Origin of the sequence: Evansella vedderi, assembly GCF_030813435.1 — a bacterium.
Classification (GTDB): Bacteria; Bacillota; Bacilli; order Bacillales; family Salisediminibacteriaceae; genus Evansella; species Evansella vedderi.
The window spans coordinates 137,684-155,709 of the sequence record NZ_JAUSUG010000006.1 but is presented as its reverse complement, the minus strand read 5'-3'; the positions used below and the strand labels follow the sequence as shown (position 1 = coordinate 155,709).

The 18,026-nt window shown below is 41.5% G+C and carries 12 protein-coding genes; 1 reads left to right on the top strand and 11 read right to left on the bottom strand.

Annotation, left to right across the window (positions count from 1 at the left end; genetic code table 11):
* The 11 genes from uvrB to secA form a co-directional block, all read right to left on the bottom strand.
* A complete protein-coding gene (gene uvrB / locus J2S74_RS09470; protein ID WP_307324680.1) occupies nt 1-2,004 on the bottom strand; it encodes an excinuclease ABC subunit UvrB in 2,004 nt (667 codons plus the stop codon).
* Nucleotides 2,005-2,094: 90 nt separating this feature from the next.
* Complete coding sequence (locus J2S74_RS09465; RefSeq protein ID WP_307324678.1) at nt 2,095-2,289, bottom strand: hypothetical protein; 195 nt, start codon at nt 2,287-2,289, stop codon at nt 2,095-2,097.
* Between the two features lie 284 nt (nt 2,290-2,573).
* On the bottom strand, nt 2,574-4,430 hold the full coding sequence (locus J2S74_RS09460; protein WP_307324677.1) for a hypothetical protein: 1,857 nt from the start codon (nt 4,428-4,430) through the stop codon (nt 2,574-2,576).
* A gap of 373 nt (nt 4,431-4,803) precedes the next feature.
* Nucleotides 4,804-6,270 (bottom strand): S41 family peptidase, encoded by a 1,467-nt coding sequence (locus J2S74_RS09455; protein WP_307324674.1) that lies wholly within the window; start codon nt 6,268-6,270, stop codon nt 4,804-4,806.
* A 627-nt stretch (nt 6,271-6,897) separates the two neighbouring features.
* Nucleotides 6,898-8,262, bottom strand: coding sequence for a murein hydrolase activator EnvC family protein (locus tag J2S74_RS09450; protein ID WP_307324672.1), 1,365 nt, complete (start codon nt 8,260-8,262; stop codon nt 6,898-6,900).
* Nucleotides 8,263-8,344: 82 nt separating this feature from the next.
* The gene (gene ftsX / locus J2S74_RS09445) at nt 8,345-9,238 is read right to left on the bottom strand and encodes a permease-like cell division protein FtsX (RefSeq protein ID WP_307324670.1); all 894 of its coding nucleotides are present in this window, start codon (nt 9,236-9,238) and stop codon (nt 8,345-8,347) included.
* Nucleotides 9,228-9,914, bottom strand: coding sequence for a cell division ATP-binding protein FtsE (gene ftsE, locus J2S74_RS09440; RefSeq protein WP_307324668.1), 687 nt, complete (start codon nt 9,912-9,914; stop codon nt 9,228-9,230). Before ftsE ends, ftsX begins: the two co-directional genes overlap by 11 nt.
* 612 nt (nt 9,915-10,526) lie before the next feature.
* Nucleotides 10,527-10,880, bottom strand: coding sequence for a c-type cytochrome (locus tag J2S74_RS09435; protein ID WP_307324666.1), 354 nt, complete (start codon nt 10,878-10,880; stop codon nt 10,527-10,529).
* Between the two features lie 72 nt (nt 10,881-10,952).
* Nucleotides 10,953-11,849, bottom strand: coding sequence for a YitT family protein (locus J2S74_RS09430; protein WP_370875995.1), 897 nt, complete (start codon nt 11,847-11,849; stop codon nt 10,953-10,955).
* A gap of 454 nt (nt 11,850-12,303) precedes the next feature.
* A protein-coding gene (gene prfB / locus J2S74_RS09425) for a peptide chain release factor 2 (RefSeq protein ID WP_307324663.1) occupies nt 12,304-13,405 on the bottom strand; the annotation gives its coding sequence in 2 pieces (ribosomal slippage) (nt 12,304-13,332 and nt 13,334-13,405; 1,101 coding nt in all).
* Between the two features lie 410 nt (nt 13,406-13,815).
* Nucleotides 13,816-16,335, bottom strand: a complete 2,520-nt coding sequence (gene secA, locus J2S74_RS09420) for a preprotein translocase subunit SecA (protein ID WP_307324660.1) — start codon at nt 16,333-16,335, stop codon at nt 13,816-13,818.
* 799 nt (nt 16,336-17,134) lie between these two features.
* On the opposite strand from secA, the gene glcT reads away from it, so the two are divergent.
* Complete coding sequence (gene glcT / locus J2S74_RS09415; protein WP_307324657.1) at nt 17,135-17,971, top strand: glucose PTS transporter transcription antiterminator GlcT; 837 nt, start codon at nt 17,135-17,137, stop codon at nt 17,969-17,971.
* Nucleotides 17,972-18,026: the final 55 nt, after the last annotated feature.

Genomic DNA, 18,026 nt, shown 5'->3' with positions numbered 1-18,026 from the left:
TCACCCTTCCCCTTTCAGCTCCATGATGACGTCACGAAGCTCAGCAGCACGCTCGAAATTGAGGTTCTTCGCTGCTTCTTTCATTTCTTTCTCCATACGTTCGATAACCTTCTCCCGCTCTTTCTTGCTCAGCTTTTGCGTTGGAGCCTTGGCCACCTCTTTTACTTCGTATGCTTCCTCGTCTTCTGCAGCATACGTTGCCTGAATTAACTCTGGTACTGCTTTTTGTATGGTTTGCGGCGTAATGCCGTGCTTTTCATTGTGTTCCTTTTGAATTTCCCTACGACGTTTCGTTTCCTCAATGGCTATTTCCATTGATTTCGTCATTTTGTCCGCATACATAATAACATGTCCGTTTGCGTTACGGGCGGCACGTCCCATCGTTTGAATGAGGGATCGTTCTGCTCGTAGAAATCCTTCTTTGTCCGCATCGAGGATAGCCACGAGAGATACCTCTGGGATATCCAGTCCTTCTCTGAGGAGGTTAATTCCCACTAGAACATCAAAATGACCGAGACGCAGTTCCCGAATAATTTGAATCCGTTCTAATGTTTTAATATCAGAATGGAGGTAATTTACTTTAATGCCCACTTCCTTCAAGTAATCCGTAAGATCCTCCGACATCTTTTTTGTCAAGGTGGTGACAAGCACTCTTTCGTTCCGTTCAATACGGAGACGAATTTCCTCCAGCAAGTCATCAATCTGCCCATCAATTGGCCGTACATCCACGGTAGGATCCAACAGTCCTGTTGGTCGGATAATTTGTTCGATGACCTCTGGACATTGTTCCAGTTCATATGGCCCCGGTGTGGCAGAAACAAAGATCGTTTGGTGAATATGCTTTTCAAATTCATCAAATTTCAATGGTCGGTTATCTTTCGCTGAAGGGAGGCGGAAGCCATGATCCACTAGCACCCCTTTTCGCGCTTGGTCCCCGTTATACATGCCGCGAACCTGTGGTAACGTCACATGGGACTCGTCCACAACAATCAGGAAGTCCTCAGGAAAATAATCGAGTAACGTATAAGGAGTTGCCCCTGCTTCCCGGAAAGTAAGGTGCCGTGAGTAGTTCTCAATTCCAGAGCAGTAGCCCATTTCCTGCATCATTTCAATGTCATAGCGAGTACGCTGCTCCAACCGTTGCGCCTCTAGTAATTTACCCTTTTCGTTCATTTCCTTCAGCGTTTCTTCCAATTCCTTTTCAATGTGTACGATCGCTCGCTTCAATTTTTCCTCACGGGTAACGAAGTGGGATGCAGGGAAGATGGCCGCATGATTTCTCTCCCCGAGAATTTCACCAGTCAAGGAATCTACCTCTGTAATTCGGTCAATTTCATCCCCAAAGAACTCCACACGAAGACAATGCTCATCCCGTGAAGCTGGGAAGATTTCCACCACATCACCACGGACCCGGAAGGTTCCCCGGGTAAAATTAATATCATTTCGATCATATTGAATGTCTACTAGCTGCCGGAGAAGCTGATTCCGTTCAATCTCCATACCCGTACGTAAGGAAACTACTAGTTCACTATATTCCGTCGGCGAACCTAAACCGTAAATACATGACACACTGGCGACAATAATGACGTCCTTCCGTTCGAACAGGGCGCTTGTAGCAGAGTGTCTTAATTTATCTATTTCATCATTGATGCTGGCATCCTTTTCAATGTACGTGTCCGATTGTGGGATATAAGCCTCTGGCTGATAGTAGTCGTAGTAGCTAACGAAGTATTCAACAGCATTGTTTGGAAAAAATTCTTTGAATTCGCTGTAAAGCTGTCCTGCTAAAGTCTTGTTGTGGGCGATCACTAAGGTTGGTTTGTTGACTTCTTTTATGACGTTGGAAATGGTGAAGGTCTTTCCCGTTCCCGTTGCCCCTAGAAGGGTTTGAAACTTCTTCCCTTCGTTTATGCCTTTCACTAACTGTCTTATGGCTTCAGGCTGATCCCCTTGTGGATCATACTTTGAAACCAGTTCAAATTTTTGTCCTGTTTCAGGTAACACCGCGGTCCCCTCCTTACTTCTTTTACTGCTATCCTATATAATTACGAAATTAAGAAAGAAATGCAACTAACATGCATAGAAAAACAGCCTTTACGGATATGTAATGTTTTCCACATCATTCTTTATTAAAAATTGATTTTTTACTCTTGCTAAAATAAAGTTATTACACGAATCCGTTACAGGCGGAACAATTACACCTAAAGGCAGCCCACGTCCTGCGTCTGCGCTTCCTCGAGTAGTTTGCGTCTCAGGTCCCGCTTGTGGGTAACGGCGTAATGTCACCATCCTGGTTCCGCGGGCAACGCTGAAGTCACCGCCTTTCAATCCTTCTAGTTATTACCAGAAAAACTATGCGAAAAAACCAAAATAAAAGCTCCTTCATACATTCTTAACAGATCTAACCTATTATAACACAAAACCGACCAAAAGCGAACGTATATTCGTTCAAAAAGTTCACAGACCGGGTCTCGTAACAAAATGTACGAGACCCGGTCTGTGAACTTTTTGGTCTGTGAACTTTTTGTGGACAAAAAAGCCTCGGTTGCTATAGCTTAGACCGAGGCTTTTTATTATTCTTCGTTTCTATTTTGTGGTTTCCCTTTTTTATCACCGTCTTCTTCTTCCTCTTCCAATTTTGGTCGCCACTTTGTTCGTTCTGTAGCTGTTTTTCGGAATTCTTCGTAGAAGGCGGATAACCCAGATGCTTGGCCGTATGGTTCCACCTCTGGCTCCACGTTTTTTTTCGTCTCTTTCACAGTAGGGTTATTATCTGCTTCCTGGTGATCAAGAGGATCAGCTGCCTGCTTTGGTTCATCAGTTTCAACTACTTCCTCTTCTGTACTATCCGGTAGTTTGTTCACTTCTGACATAGTGGAAGCTTCCATTCGCTCTGTTGCCGTGGCCGCTACTTCCTCCTCTACTTCATGGGAGGTTGTGGATTCCTTTAAAGGGGATAGATCCTTTTCCACCGGTTTGTCCTGCTTAATTTTAGCTTCTTTCACATATTTTTGGCGAATAGAGGCTAAGTCGATTGTCTCCCCTTCTTTCTCCACTTTATCCTCCACAGTTTCACCGGAGTTTTCCACAACAGGTTGCAGGTGGTCACTTTCAACTGTTGGAGCTACCTCTTCCTTTACTTGCTCGACTGCTTCACTAGCAGGCGCAAAGGTATCCTCTTTCCCTTCTACCAATTGGTCTCCAGCTCGGTCTTTGTGAATAACGACAGAGGAACGCAGGCCCCGCTCAGATAGATTATTTGTCATGTCACCGTCCGGTACGAATAAAAGGCCGACATGATAATGATCCCCTTCGTATACAGAGGATTGGACAAAACGAACTTCCCCTGCTCTATCCACAACCTCTAATTTACAAAATGCAGGATTGATTTGTAATGCTTCATACAGATCACGCTGGCTATACACTTCCCAGCCATTTACCTTTGTAACGATTTCACCAACTTCAATACCCATTTTTTCTGCAGTAGAAAAAGGAAGGATTCCTAATACAGTCAAGCCTGAGGCACGATTGGTATAGAGACTTGTGCTGCGTTTTTCTGCTGAACGGTGAAAAATATAGATAAGCTCTCTACCAAGGAAGCCTACTGCAGCCACAAGGGGTACCAACATAGCCCAGTACGTAGCTAAACCTGCTGTAGCTACCACAAACAATCCTAACAATAGAAGGCGTTTCCCGAATATATTAATTCCCTCCGCAGGATAATCCCTCTGAACAGTCAACGTAAACCCTAAAATAAAGGGTACGAACATAAAGCCGATGCCTTCCCCTGCCGTGGAAAACAGTGGCCACCAGCCATCAAAGCTGACAGCACCTACAGGAAACAGCAACATGATTGGAACGGGCCATAAGCGGTTTCCTTCGTGGGTCCCTACCGTTTTTCCACGTTTACTTGTGGTAAGCTTCGGCGATGTTTTTTTCCAGCCATTACGTAAAACTAAAGCACCTTCTGTAATAAACAAGGCTGCCAGTAACCAAGCAAACCCTTGGAGATTGATACTGCGGATATCCCCTATCCAGCTATTAATAAGGGCATAATTTGTATGTACTTCTGGTAAAAAGTAAGCAATCAGCAAGGCTATAGACCCAATAAAGGTCATACTTAAAAGCCTAGCATTTCGAAACGGCAAAAAGAGCATCCATAGGATAACTAGAAGGACCATCATTCCTACAGGTACTTGAACCCCCGCAACAGATAAGCCAACCGATAGAATTAACCCAAAAATAAGTCCTATTGCTAATGGGAAAGTCAATTCATGAATAACATCATGTACCCGTGTATGAAAATCCTTCCGTTCCCGCTTTACCCTGCTTATCCCAAACCAAAGGGCAGTAAGAATAAAGATATAGGTTAACGGATGTAACCATAACCGCCCGAAGGCTTTCGCTATTTCTAATGCAATCACATCCAAATGAAATCCCCCTTTACAATAAGTCTAACTGTAATATGTATAAAATAATTTTATGTCAATTTAAAAAGTTGTTTTCGAAAACTTTACTTAATTTATAAGGCATTGGAGAAGCGGAAGGCGTCCGCCTGTAGTGTATCCAAGCCAAAAATATATTTCCTTAAACAACAATCTTTTAGAAAAAAGCCTTTAAAAAAGGTTGAAAAAATAAATGGATAAGGCTTGTCCTTTACATCCCTTCCTTTCATTGTAAAACAATTATACAAAAAGAAAAGAACTTTTTGACTATTTAGGTGGAATTAGCTATACCAAATTCAACCAAAAAGGGTGACTAAATAGGTATGTTTATACCTTTTTAGTCACCCTCTAAATTATTTTATCTCGTTAAAATTTCTAAAGCTTTATTAAATTGATTATCCAGTTCACGGTTTTGAATAGAGTTAATGACTTCTGCTTGGAGAACCTCGGCAGTAGTACTGTCAAGCTCACCTGTCACGTCAATATCCATGGCTTCTTGGAATGTTCGAATAGCGGCTTCCGTATTTTGGTCAAAATAACCGTCTACTCGTCCTGGATCATAACCTAGACCATCGAGAATGATTTGTGCTGTTGCGATATTCTCATTATTCATGTCATAGGTGTATGGTTCCTCTAAGTTAATAGGTGAGACATAGAAAAACTCAGGCTGAGTAACTTCAATTGTTGGCTCCACTCCTGTTTCATTAATGAAATTCCCGCCAGAAGTTAACCATTTATACAGCGTAAGCTTAATCTCACTGCCATCGCCCATCCGTAAGCTTTGTTGAACAGTTCCTTTACCAAAGGTAGGTGTTCCAACAATTTCATGGCCCCCGGCTTCCATCAGGGCTGCAGCTAAAATTTCTGAAGCTGATGCACTACCTTCATTGATTAAGCCTACAATTGGGTAAGGCTTTTCTTCACTTAAATTAGATAAATGACGTTCTCGGTTTCCAGAACGATCTTCAATTTGAACGATTGGTTGCCCGCCAGGAATAATTAAGTTTCCAATGGCCTGAACGCTATTTAAATATCCCCCTGGATTTCCACGAACATCAATAATTAACCCATCAATGCCCTCTTCCTCTAGGCTTGCTAGCTCTTCTTGGAAACGTTGTGCTGTATTTTCAGAGAAGGAACGGAGTTCGATTACTCCAATTCGTTTTCCATTCTCTTCTACAAGATCACTATAAACTGTCTCAATCGGAATTTCATCTCGGACAACATCGAAATCAATTGGGTCCGATACACCGGGACGATGTATCGTCAGCGTAACCGTTGTGCCCTTTTCTCCACGGATCTTTAAAACAGCCTCATAGAGGGAAAGTCCTTCCACATCCTCTCCATCCACCATTAGAATTTGGTCATTTGGACGGAGCCCTGCTTTTTCCGCAGGAGAATCGCGGAACGGTGCAACAATGGTTACCCTTCCATTTGTCATACTCACTTCAGCACCAATACCTTCAAATGAGGCATCTAAGGATTCCATGAATTCTCGTGCTGTTTGTTCGTCCATATAAACAGAGTAAGGGTCCTCTAGTGTTTCAAGCATGCCTGAAATGGCACCCTCTAATAACTTGTCCCCTTCCACTTCTCTATAATACCTTTCGAGGATTAAATTATATGCTGCATTAAATTTTTCAACGTGATCGTTAGATGTTTCCATTATGCTACCATTTACTTCTTGTGCCGGTTCACCGTTTTGATCCACTACTGGACTGGCCGAATCCCCGGAGACAATCATCATACCAGCATACATTCCCCCCGCCCCTATTAAAATGGAGAAGGCAATGATTACTGGGAGTAAAGCTTTATTTACGTTCATCGTCTCACCTCTTTAATCCTCTCTTATCTTTTTCTAGCTGAAAAAAATCATATAGTGGTTCCATAAATTCCATCTCTCCATAAAGGATAGGGGAATCGTTTCTACATAACACGTATTAATTATCATCATATCAAAAAATAGTGCATAAAAGAAACATCTTCCCTTAAATCTTTATTAGAAAAACTTGGCTTATTATATGCTTTCTCTTATAGATTATGAGTACATGCCTGGAAAATTTAGTTTTAGCTGAAGACTGTTTTCTTAAATAGTGTATCTTGGATAAACTACCTGGGGACCAATTACACCTAAAGGCAGCCCAAGTCCTGTGTTTGCAATTACTCGTTGAAGGAAGACCATGATGCTCTTTCCACTGGAGTCACCACATTTTGCCCTTCCTCAGGTCTATTTGCGTACTTAAACTATTCTAGGAACGCATTTAACTCCTCCTCACTATTATTTGCGTCCCTTAAACTGTTTTAAGAACATGTTTAGTTGCTCTTCATTCATATTCGAGTTCCTTAAATTTTTCCACCTAAAAATGATGAGGTGAATAAAAAAGACACCTTATTTATGTATGATCCATAGATAAAGGTGTCCCAATAATTTTTATAATAATATAGTCATGTTCTAGTTAATATAATTCATCGGGTCAACGGAATTTGATTTCGCACCATTCCAATCCCCTTCATGAACCTCGAAATGAAGGTGAGGTCCAGTAGATTGACCCGTGTTCCCCATAATACCGATTTGTTGTCCTCGATTCACTCGATTTCCATTGGATACATTGAAGGAATCCAAATGTGCATATAAGGTAGTAATTTGTCTTCCCTCAATAACATGAGTAATGAGGATCGTATTTCCATATCCATTCATCCAACCAGCAAATGTAACTGTTCCTGACTCTGCAGCTACGATCGGTACGTTAGATCGACCACCTTGTCCAATATCAATACCATGGTGCATTCTCCCCCAACGCATGCCATAACCAGAAGTAATCCTTCCCGTTGCTGGTCTCATTAAAATACCTGAGCCATTATCAGTTGGGGCAGTTGCTTGTGTAGATTGTGTAGAGGAAGGGGAACTGTTGTTGTTATTTGAATTTGAACCGGATGAAGCTCTTGCTGCTTCTTCCTGACGTTTACGTTCCTCTTCCTCCTGACGTTTCCTCTCTTCCTCTTGACGCTTTCGTTCCTCTTCTAAGCGGCGTTGCTCTTCTTCCCAACGCTCTAATTCTGCCTTCACAGCCGCTTCCTGTGCTCTCAGAATAGCTTGTTCCTCTTCAATACTAACTAAATAGTCTTCTAAAGAAATTTGTCTTTCTTCTAGCTGCTGTAAAAGACGGTCTTTTTCCTGACGCTGTTCATCTAATTGAGCACGCAGTGCTTCCAACTCTGCCATTTGCTCTTCTAAACTCGTTAACTCTATTTCCAATTGCTCCTTAGCAATTTCTAATGCTTCTTTATCAGCAATATGCTGTTCTAAAATGTTTCTATCCTGTACAGCAATCGTATTTAAGGCAGAAATTCTTTCGATTAAGTCACCAAAGTTTTGTGCCCCTAATACAACCTCAATAAAATTAATAACCCCGCCGTTCTGATACATATGACGGACCCGGTCCTTCAATAATTCATCCCGTTGAGCAATTCTTTCCTCTAACTCTATTATTTCTTCATGAAGTATATCGATTCGTTCTTTCGTTCCATCTATTTCATCCTGTTGCTCATCAATAGCAGCGTTCGTACGTGCCGTCTCTTCATCTAATCTGCGAATCTCTGCGGCAGCCTCTTGAATTTCCGATTCCACTTTCTGGATTTGTTCATGTGTTTCTTCTGCTTCGCCTTCTAATTCCCCTTGCTGTTCTTGATTGGATCTTATCTCTTCCTTTAACTCTTCCCCTGTATTCGCCTCTGCAACAGAGAACGGATTTGTCCCGATAAAAGTGGAAAAAGTTAATAGTAATGCTAAGCATACTAAAATAATTCTTCTGTCCATTAAAAAATAACCTCCTCTGCCACAACTGTTGTTTTATTTCCTCGGAAATACATTTTCCGACATGGTTTACTCCAATTTAAAATTAAATCTTCAAGAATTTTCTTACGCTCATCATGCTTCCCCAAACACCTACAAAGGCCCCAATGGCAAGCAACAGGCCTGTCATTTGCATTAGTATTGGATTAGGCGTTAGGAAAGTAAAGAAGTCGAGTCCTGTTTGTTCTCCCATACTTCCATAGAAGCTTCGATAGCTGTAGGAAAGTATCACAATTGGAATAATCGCTCCAAGAACACCCAGTAAAAGACCTTCCACGAAGAATGGCCAACGTATGAACCCGTTCGTTGCCCCTACTAACTTCATAATCTGAATCTCTCGCTTTCTAGCAATGATCGTAAGCTTTATTGTATTTGCAATTAAGAACATGGCCGTAAACATTAATCCTAAGATTAAAGCCAAACCAACGTTACGAACAAAGTCAGTTGCAGCAAATAGCTGTTCAAAAATGTCTCTTCCGTATTCCACTGTGTCAACATAGGGTAAATCCACTATTTCATTAGCAAGGATTTCCGTTTCCGCTGGATTTTCAGCCTGTACAACAAAAACATCATTTAATGGATTTTCATCCCTTAATGTTTCAAAGATATCTCCCTGTTCTCCTAAACTAGCTATTAAAGAATCTAATCCTTCGTCTTTTGGTACAAATTGAATGGAATCTACTCCTTCAATGCTTTCTATTTGAGAGTATAATTCATCCTGATTTTCTTCCGTTGCAATTAAATCTATGAAAACTCGTACCTCTACATCTTCTTCTAAGGAGGTAGCAAAGTGATTAACATTCATAATTAGGAGGAGGAAAGCTCCTACAACAAGTAACATAACCGTTACGGCACTAATGGAAGCAAATGTCATCCAACCGTTACGGATAAGGTTTTTCCCGCCCTCTTTAACGTGGCGTACGAGGGTTCTACTTTTCATAGCCGTAATCCCCCTTTGCTTCATCACGGACGATCCTGCCGCCTTCAATGGCAATAACCCGTTTACGGATTGTGTTTACAATTTCTTTATTGTGGGTTGCCATAACAATTGTTGTTCCACGGTTATTAATATCCTCTAAGATGTTCATAATTTCCCAGGATGTATCTGGGTCAAGATTTCCTGTAGGCTCGTCCGCTATTAAAACAGATGGATTGTTTACAATTGCGCGAGCAATGGAAACACGCTGCTGCTCCCCACCAGAAATCTCATGGGGATAAAAACGAGCTTTATTTTTCAGGCCAACAATCTCTAATACATTCATTACTCTGCGACGAATATTGGCTTTACTTTCTTCAATTACTTCCATGGCAAAGGCCACATTTTCATAGACTGATAGGGACGGAAGTAATTTAAAGTCCTGGAAGATTACTCCCATATTTCTGCGAATTAACGGAATTTGACGCTCCTTAATCTTCGCCAAATTCTTGCCACCGATAAGGATGTCTCCCCGGGTTGGTTTTTCTTCACGATACATTAGCTTAATAAAGGTAGATTTACCGGCACCACTTGGCCCAACAACATAAACAAATTCCCCTTTTTCAATTTCAATATCTATACCGTTAACAGCCATTACGCCATTTGGATATTTTTTCCAAACTTCCTTCATTGATATCAATTACATCACTTCCTAATTTTTGTTTTCCAAAGATGTTCGACTAATAAGGTGTTGTGATTGCTAGTAACTTTTATTTTTATATCCTACTACTTAAATTTCCGTATTTATTTGTCAGATTCAAAGATAAGGAGTATATACTTGTACTCCTATGTATGATATTGTCAGATAAATGTAAAGAAAATATGAAGTATGCTAAATTTCTACATATTTCTTTCACTATACAACATTATAACATCATTAAATAACTAGTTAAGGGAATTTATTTTACAATTTCATTTCAAAGTTAAGATATTATAACCTTTATTGTAATGTTTTGGTAAATTTTGTTGGGAGATTCTTTTTATTTACTGGTTATTTCAATATTGGCTGTTTTCTAACAATAAATTGGCTTGGATATGCTACAGGCGGACCAATGACGCTTAAAGACAGCCAACATCTGCGTCTGCGATTACTCGACGCAAGAAAAGAATGTTGCTTTTCCCGCTCGAGTCGCCGCTTTCCCCTTCTCCAAGCTTATAAAAAAGATAACAAAAACTGGATCCATAAAAAAAGCAGTGCTCGCTTTTTCAAAAAAAAGCTAAGCACTGCTTCATTGTTGTTTTCTTAAGTATATTAGTTATTGTCTGCAATCCATGCGGCTACATCTGTTGCGTCCTCGCCTGTAACTAAGTCCGGTGGCATTGTTCCTGGTCCTGTTTCAATTGCTGTCATAATTTCTTCATAGGAAAGTCCTATGATACCAGGTGCAGAGGCCCCTTCAAAGGTTCCACCGTGACAGCCGGCACAACGGCCTTGGTATACGGCTTCACCATTGGAAGCGTCATAGGTAAGTTCAACGTCGTCTCCTCCAGCAGTTTCCTCTGTGTCAGTAGTATCATCCACTGGTGCTTCAGGCTCGTCCCCGTTGCCACCACAAGCTCCTAGTAGTAGCACTGCCCCCAACATTGCAACTAGCAACTTTTTCATTTTGTTTACCTCCTCAAATTTCCTTTTGATATTGGTAAGTTTTGCTAAACTCCCTATGCCATTATAACCTAATTACTTACTTTTGAAACCTTTCCCAAGTACTTCAGAAGCGTTACTAACTATGACAAACGCTGTCGGGTCAATGGTTTTGACTATTTGTGTCAATTTTGTGACTTCATTTCTCCCTACGACACACATAAGCACTGGCCTCTCATGATTGGTGTATCCACCGTAGCCAACCAGCTTCGTCACACCACGGTCTACCTTTGTAAGGATGCCCTGCTTCATTTCTTCCTCATAATCAGAAATGATAATGGCCATTTTCGAGTAGCCTAACCCACTTTGAACAAGGTCTATCACCTTACCAGTTGTAAATAAACCTATAAGAGCATATAAAGCATACTCAAAACCAAACACAAATCCTGATGCGGCAACGACCATACCATCCATGATAAAGATACAAGCCCCTAACGACAGGCCCGTATATTTGTTAATGATTTGTGCCGCTAAGTCCGTTCCTCCTGTAGAGGAATTTGACCTAAATACGATTCCTAACCCTAGTCCAACTCCGATACCACCGAAGATGGCAGCAAGTAAAGGATCTGAAGTTGCCGGTTCAAAATCTCTTGTTAAAAATACAACGAATGGGAGAAAAATGGTTCCCACTAATGTTTTCAAGCCGTACATAATACTGCCTACCAGGCTTCCCCCAAGTAAGAGAACTCCTGCAAAAAATAAGGGAATATTAAATGCCCATTGCGTATAAGCAGGCTCAAAACCAAATGCAAAACGAAAAATCGTGGAAATACCAGAAACCCCGCCGGAAGCAATTTGATTCGGAAGCAGGAATATATTAAAAGCTATGGCTACAATGGCGGATCCAACGAGAACATGTCCAAATTCAAAAACGATTCTCTGCATAGGACTTAATGGTTCCCTTTCCATTCGTCGGGATATTTCTTTCATCATAAAGGATCACCTGTTTCCTTAAAAAATATGTACAGAAGCGCAAAGATGTTGAACAGTTACCCGTTACCTTTAATAATAGTTAGTTATAATTTCAACATTTATCTAAGTTTTAATCGGGAAATAATTTTTTATTAGGGTAAAAGTACATCTCGGACAACCTTACGTAGTATAACACCACCCTATTTTGTCTGTAAATGCCAGTAAATTAACGCTTTAACGAGGTGATATGGTAGCAAAAATAAGAAGTTCGAAGTTGGTTTTTGTTTGTATGTGCGATTCTGCAGCTCATATGTGCGGTTCTTCAGCTTCTATGTGCGATTTTCCTGTTTCTATGTGCGATTATGCAGCCTCTATGTGCGATTCGATAAAATTCGACTAAAAGCAGCACGTCTAATTTTTTTCCCAAAAAAGAAAAATACCACACCGCCGTTAGAAGGTGTGGTATCTAACTCATTTATTTAATTTGTGAACGTAAATATGCATCGATAAACGGATCTAATTCGCCGTCCATAACCGATTGGGTGTTACCCGTTTCATAATTGGTTCGGTGGTCCTTTACCATATTATACGGGTGGAATACGTAGGAACGAATTTGACTTCCCCAGCCGATATCGGACTGCTCCCCGCGAATTTCATCTAATTCTGCCTTTTGCTTTTCGAGCTCCAGCTGGAATAATTTCGCCTTCAACATTTTCATGGCTTTTTCCCGGTTTTTAATCTGAGATCGTTCCGATTGGCACGTGACCACGGTGTTCGTTGGAATGTGGGTAATCCTTACTGCCGAGTCCGTTGTATTGATGTGCTGACCACCAGCCCCGCTAGCACGGTACGTATCAATTTTTAGCTGGTCTGGAGAAATTTCAATTTCCACATTCTCATCGAGTTCCGGCATAACCTCACAGGATACGAAGGATGTATGACGACGTCCTGAGGAGTCGAATGGGGAAATTCGCACAAGACGATGTACCCCTTTTTCCGCCTTCAAGTATCCGTAAGCATTGTGTCCGGTAATCAATAAGGTAACACTTTTTACTCCTGCTTCATCACCAGGAAGGTAATCCAACGTTTCCACTTTAAAGCCCTTATCCTCTGCCCAGCGAGTGTACATACGAAGAAGCATGGAAGCCCAGTCTTGGGATTCGGTCCCCCCTGCACCTGGATGCAGTTCAAGGATGGCATTGTTTTTATCATATGGCTCGCTTAAAAGTAACTGAAGTTCGAAATCATTCAGCTTTTTTTGCAGCTCCTTCACTCCAGCGAGTAGTTCGTCTGCAAGCTCCTTATCCCCTTCTTCTTTTACAAGCTCATAAGACACTTCTAAATCTTCATGGGTAGACTCTAATTCCCGGTACGTATTGACTGATGCCTTTAAGGCATTGTTTTCAGAAATAACCTTTTGGGCTTGCTCTTGATTATCCCAAAAAGAAGGGTCGGACATTAAATCTTCTAATTCAGCAATTCGTGTCTCCTTCTCTTCTAAGTCAAAGAGACCCCCTAAATGCTGTTAATCGTTTTGCCATTGAAGCCAATTCATTCTTTATCTCTACTAGTTCCATTACCTTCACCTCATATAATTTTGTAACTATTTTTTTACATCTCTACCCTGAAAATACGACATTCGTGTTGCCGTTCACCTCTCGATGGAGTGGAAGGCGGCGACTCCTGCAGGAAAGTAAGAAAGTTTTTTAACAGAAAGGAGAAGGTGCTTGTTATAAGCGCCTTCTCGTTCTTTCTTTTATTTAAGCTGTTTTCTAAAAATTATTGTTTTTTATGAGAAAATATTTAGCTTGGCTACGCTTCAGGCGGACCAATTACGCCTAAAGGTAGCCCACGTCCTGCGTCTGCGATTACTCGACGCAAACTACTCAAGGAAGCGTCTCAGGTCCCGCTGGAGTCGCCGCCTTTCGCTTCTCCAAGCTTTTTTAAAAAGCACCAAACTTTACGAACAAAGCCTTTATTTAAAGTTTTACCTTCCGTGGCACTGTTTGTATTTTTTGCCGGATCCGCATGGGCATGGGTCGTTTCTTCCTACGGTGCTTTCCTTGCGGTATGGTGTACGGCGTTTTTTATCTTGGTTTGCTTCGGTTGTGCTTCTGTGGACCGCTTTTCCTTCTGCTACCTGTTTACGCTCCAGGTTAGATTCAATTTGAGCATTCATGACGTAGCGAGTGACGTCTTCTTCGATGGAAGCAACCATTTCCTCGAACATTTCGAAGCCTTCAAACTTGTATTCACGTAACGGGTCATTTTGACCGTAGGCACGTAAATGGATACCTTGACGTAATTGTTCCATTTGGTCAATGTGGTTCGTCCATTTCGTATCTACTGTTCGTAGTACGATAACCTTCTCGAATTCACGCATTCTTTCTGGTGTGAATTCCTGCTCACGGCGGTCATACTCTTTTGTTACGCGGTCCATAATAAGCTCTGATATTTCCTCTGGCTCAAGACCGTTAATGTCCTTCAACTCAATTTCCTCATCGTTAAGAACATTCGCGTTCATATAATCCACAATACCTTGAAGGTTCCAGTCCTCTGGTACCTCATCTGCAGGTGTGTATAAGGAAACTTGACGTTCGACCGTGGACTCGATCATTTTTTCCACAACATCACGAAGGTTCTCCGATTCTAATACTTCATTACGTTGCTCATAAATGATGTCCCGTTGCTCACGCATAACGTCGTCGTATTGCAATAACTGCTTACGGGCATCGAAGTTGTTACCCTCCACTCGTTTTTGCGCCTGCTCCACTGCACGGGAAACCATTTTACTTTCAATCGGCTGGTCCTCATCCATGCCGAGACGCTCCATCATTTTTGACATGTTGTCAGAGCCGAAACGGCGCATTAACGTGTCTTCTAGGGAAAGGTAGAATCGCGATTCCCCTGGGTCCCCTTGACGACCGGAACGTCCTCGGAGCTGGTTATCAATACGTCTACTTTCATGACGCTCTGTACCAAGTACATATAAACCGCCCAGTTCTTTAACTCCAGGTCCCAGTTTAATGTCTGTTCCACGACCGGCCATATTCGTAGCGATTGTTACAAATTTTTGCTGACCAGCATTTTCAATGATTTCCGCTTCACGCTCATGGTTCTTCGCGTTTAAAACATTGTGTGGAATCTTCTTCTTTTTCAGCATGTTGGAAATAAGCTCGGACGTATCTACGTTTACAGTACCGACTAGAACGGGCTGCCCTTTTTCATATAACTCACCGATTTTTTCCACAATGGAACGGAACTTCGCATCCATCGTCTTATAAATATAGTCAGGCTGGTCGATACGAACTATTGGCTCGTTCGTAGGAACAGCATATACATTCATATTGTAAATGTTGCGGAATTCCTCTTCCTCTGTTTTGGCTGTACCAGTCATCCCCGCTAGCTTCTCATACATACGGAAGTAGTTTTGGAATGTAATAGACGCCATTGTCATACTTTCACGCTTAATTTCTAAGCCTTCCTTCGCCTCAATAGCTTGGTGAAGCCCGTCGCTGTAACGGCGTCCAGCCATAAGACGGCCTGTAAATTGGTCAACGATAACTACTTCTCCATCTTGGACAACGTAGTCTTCGTCACGAATCATTACTTTATAAGCCTTTAACGCTTGGTTGATATGATGGTTTAATTGTACATGTTCAGAGTCAAATAGATTATCAATGTTGAAGGTGCGTTCTGCCTTACTTACTCCTTCATCTGTGAGCTGAACATTCTTTGTTTTCTCATCGTACGTGAAATCCTCCTCCTCTTTTAACATACGGACAAAAGAATTTGCCGCAGTATAAAGCTGAGTGGATTTTTCCGCGGATCCGGAAATAATAAGCGGTGTACGGGCTTCATCAATTAAAATGGAGTCAACCTCGTCCACAATCGCATAGTGAAGGTCACGTTGTACCTTTTGTTCTTTATAAATCACCATGTTGTCACGGAGGTAATCGAACCCGAACTCATTGTTTGTCCCATACGTAACATCACAGTTGTAGGCATCCCTTTTTTCATCCTTGGACATGCCGGAAACGTTAAGTCCTACCGTTAAACCAAGGAATTGGTACAACTTCCCCATTTCCTCTGCGTCACGACGAGCAAGGTATTCGTTCACCGTTACAACGTGAACACCTTTACCAGTGATAGCATTTAAATATACGGAGAGGGTAGCCACGAGGGTTTTACCTTCCCCTGTTTTCATCTCAGGAATATCGCCATGGTGAAGAATAATACCACCAATAAGCTGAACCGGGTAATGTGTTAATCCGAGGGCACGGGTAGAACCTTCTCGAACAACGGCGAACGCCTCCGGAAGAAGCTTTTCAAGAGATTCTCCATTTTGATAACGCTCCTTAAACTCTTCCGTTTTCTTGCGAAGACCGTCATCCGTATGCTTTCTCGTTTCATCTGCCAGTGCCTCAATTTGAGCCACTGTTTTTTGCAGCTTCTTTATGTGCCTTTCATCCGAATCGCCAATAACCTTTTTCAATAAACCTAACATCGGAACATTGCTCCCTTATCATTTATTTCAGAATGGATGGTTTTTTAATTGATAACACATTTTCGATTGCGTGAAAAAAATCAATTTAGACTAACTTACATTTTAACAGTTTGAACAGGCCCTTACAACAATTTGCAGTAAGCTTGGGAAAAACTTGGGCCGCCGCCGCTTTAAACTTATCGCTTTTTAATAACGGCTTCTGCCTTTTTTATAGGGGTCTCAGTTACCCAAATCGGGCTCTAGCTTCTGGTTCGGGAACATTTCCATTCGAAATCTTACCCAAATGTGGACCCTCTCCTGTTTTCGAGAACATTTAGCTGTTTATCGTTACCCAAATCGGGCTCTAGCTCTTGTTTCGGGAACATTCGCATTCTAAATGTTACCCAAATGTGGTCGCACTCCTGTTTTCGAGAACATTTAGCTGTTTATCGTTACCTTAATTGGGCTCACTCTCTAGTTTCGGGAACATTCCCATTCTAAATGTTACCGAAATGTGACGGCCCACTTGGTTTCGGGAGCATTAAGTCTCTTATCGTTACTCAAATCGACCTCATAATCTTTTTTCGGGTACATTCCCGCCTAGGAACCTTCCCCCAATTTTCAGCTCCGTTAAAATCAGGTAACTTTCGCTTCAGTGAGTCTACCCTCAAAAGAATTTTCGACATTGTTTTCACAAAACCTATTGATTAACTGACCTATTGTTAGCTATACTTGAGTGTGGCACTATTATCTCTATTTTCTAACTAAGAATTGGGCGAAAGCAGCCCTATTCATTTTTTTACAAAAAGGGGTGTGAAGCATGATTCATGTGAAAAAAATATTGAACAACAATGTGGTCATTGCAGAGCATCCGAACTACAATGAAGTTGTTCTTATTGGGAAAGGTCTCGGTTTCGGGAAGAAGACTGGGGATGAGATTGCAAAGGATAAGGCGGAGAAATTCTTTGTCCTGAAAGACGCCCATGAGCAGGAGCAATATATTAACCTTCTAGAATATGTGGATGAATCATTTATTGCCATTATGAACGACTTTATTGAGCGAATTGAAAACCGCTTTGGCATGCAGCTCAATGAGCATATTCATGTTGGCCTCACGGACCACTTATTTTTTGCCATAAAACGAATTAAACAGGGCTTAGATGTAAAAAATCCGTTCCGCCAAGAAACGGAATTGGCCTACCCGAAGGAATATGCCATGGCGGAAGAGCTGGTGGAATGGCTCAAGGCAGAACTGGACATCAACATTCCTGAAGGGGAAATTGGCTTTATTGCTCTTCATATCCATAGTGCCCTCTCGAACAGGAACCTTGCGGAAATTAATAAAAATACTCAACTAGTAAGTGGGTTAATCGATGTTATAGAGGAAAATTTAAACATAACGATCGACAAAAAAGATACGAACTATTTAAGGCTTGTCCGTCACCTCCATCATACGATTGACAGGGTGCAATCGGAAAACTATATGGAAGAACAAGAAAGCTTAAAAAAGGTGTTGCAATCGGAATACCCTGTATGCTACACTTTGTCGTGGAAATTGATGAAGATCATGCAACAAAAATTAAAGAAGCCAGTCCCGGATGAGGAGGCCGTTTACTTAACCCTTCATCTGCAAAGGCTTTACAAAACAGTTTCATAGCTTTCGCTTTACACGTTTTTTTCCGTGTTACTGAATTATGCAGGCATGAGTGAAA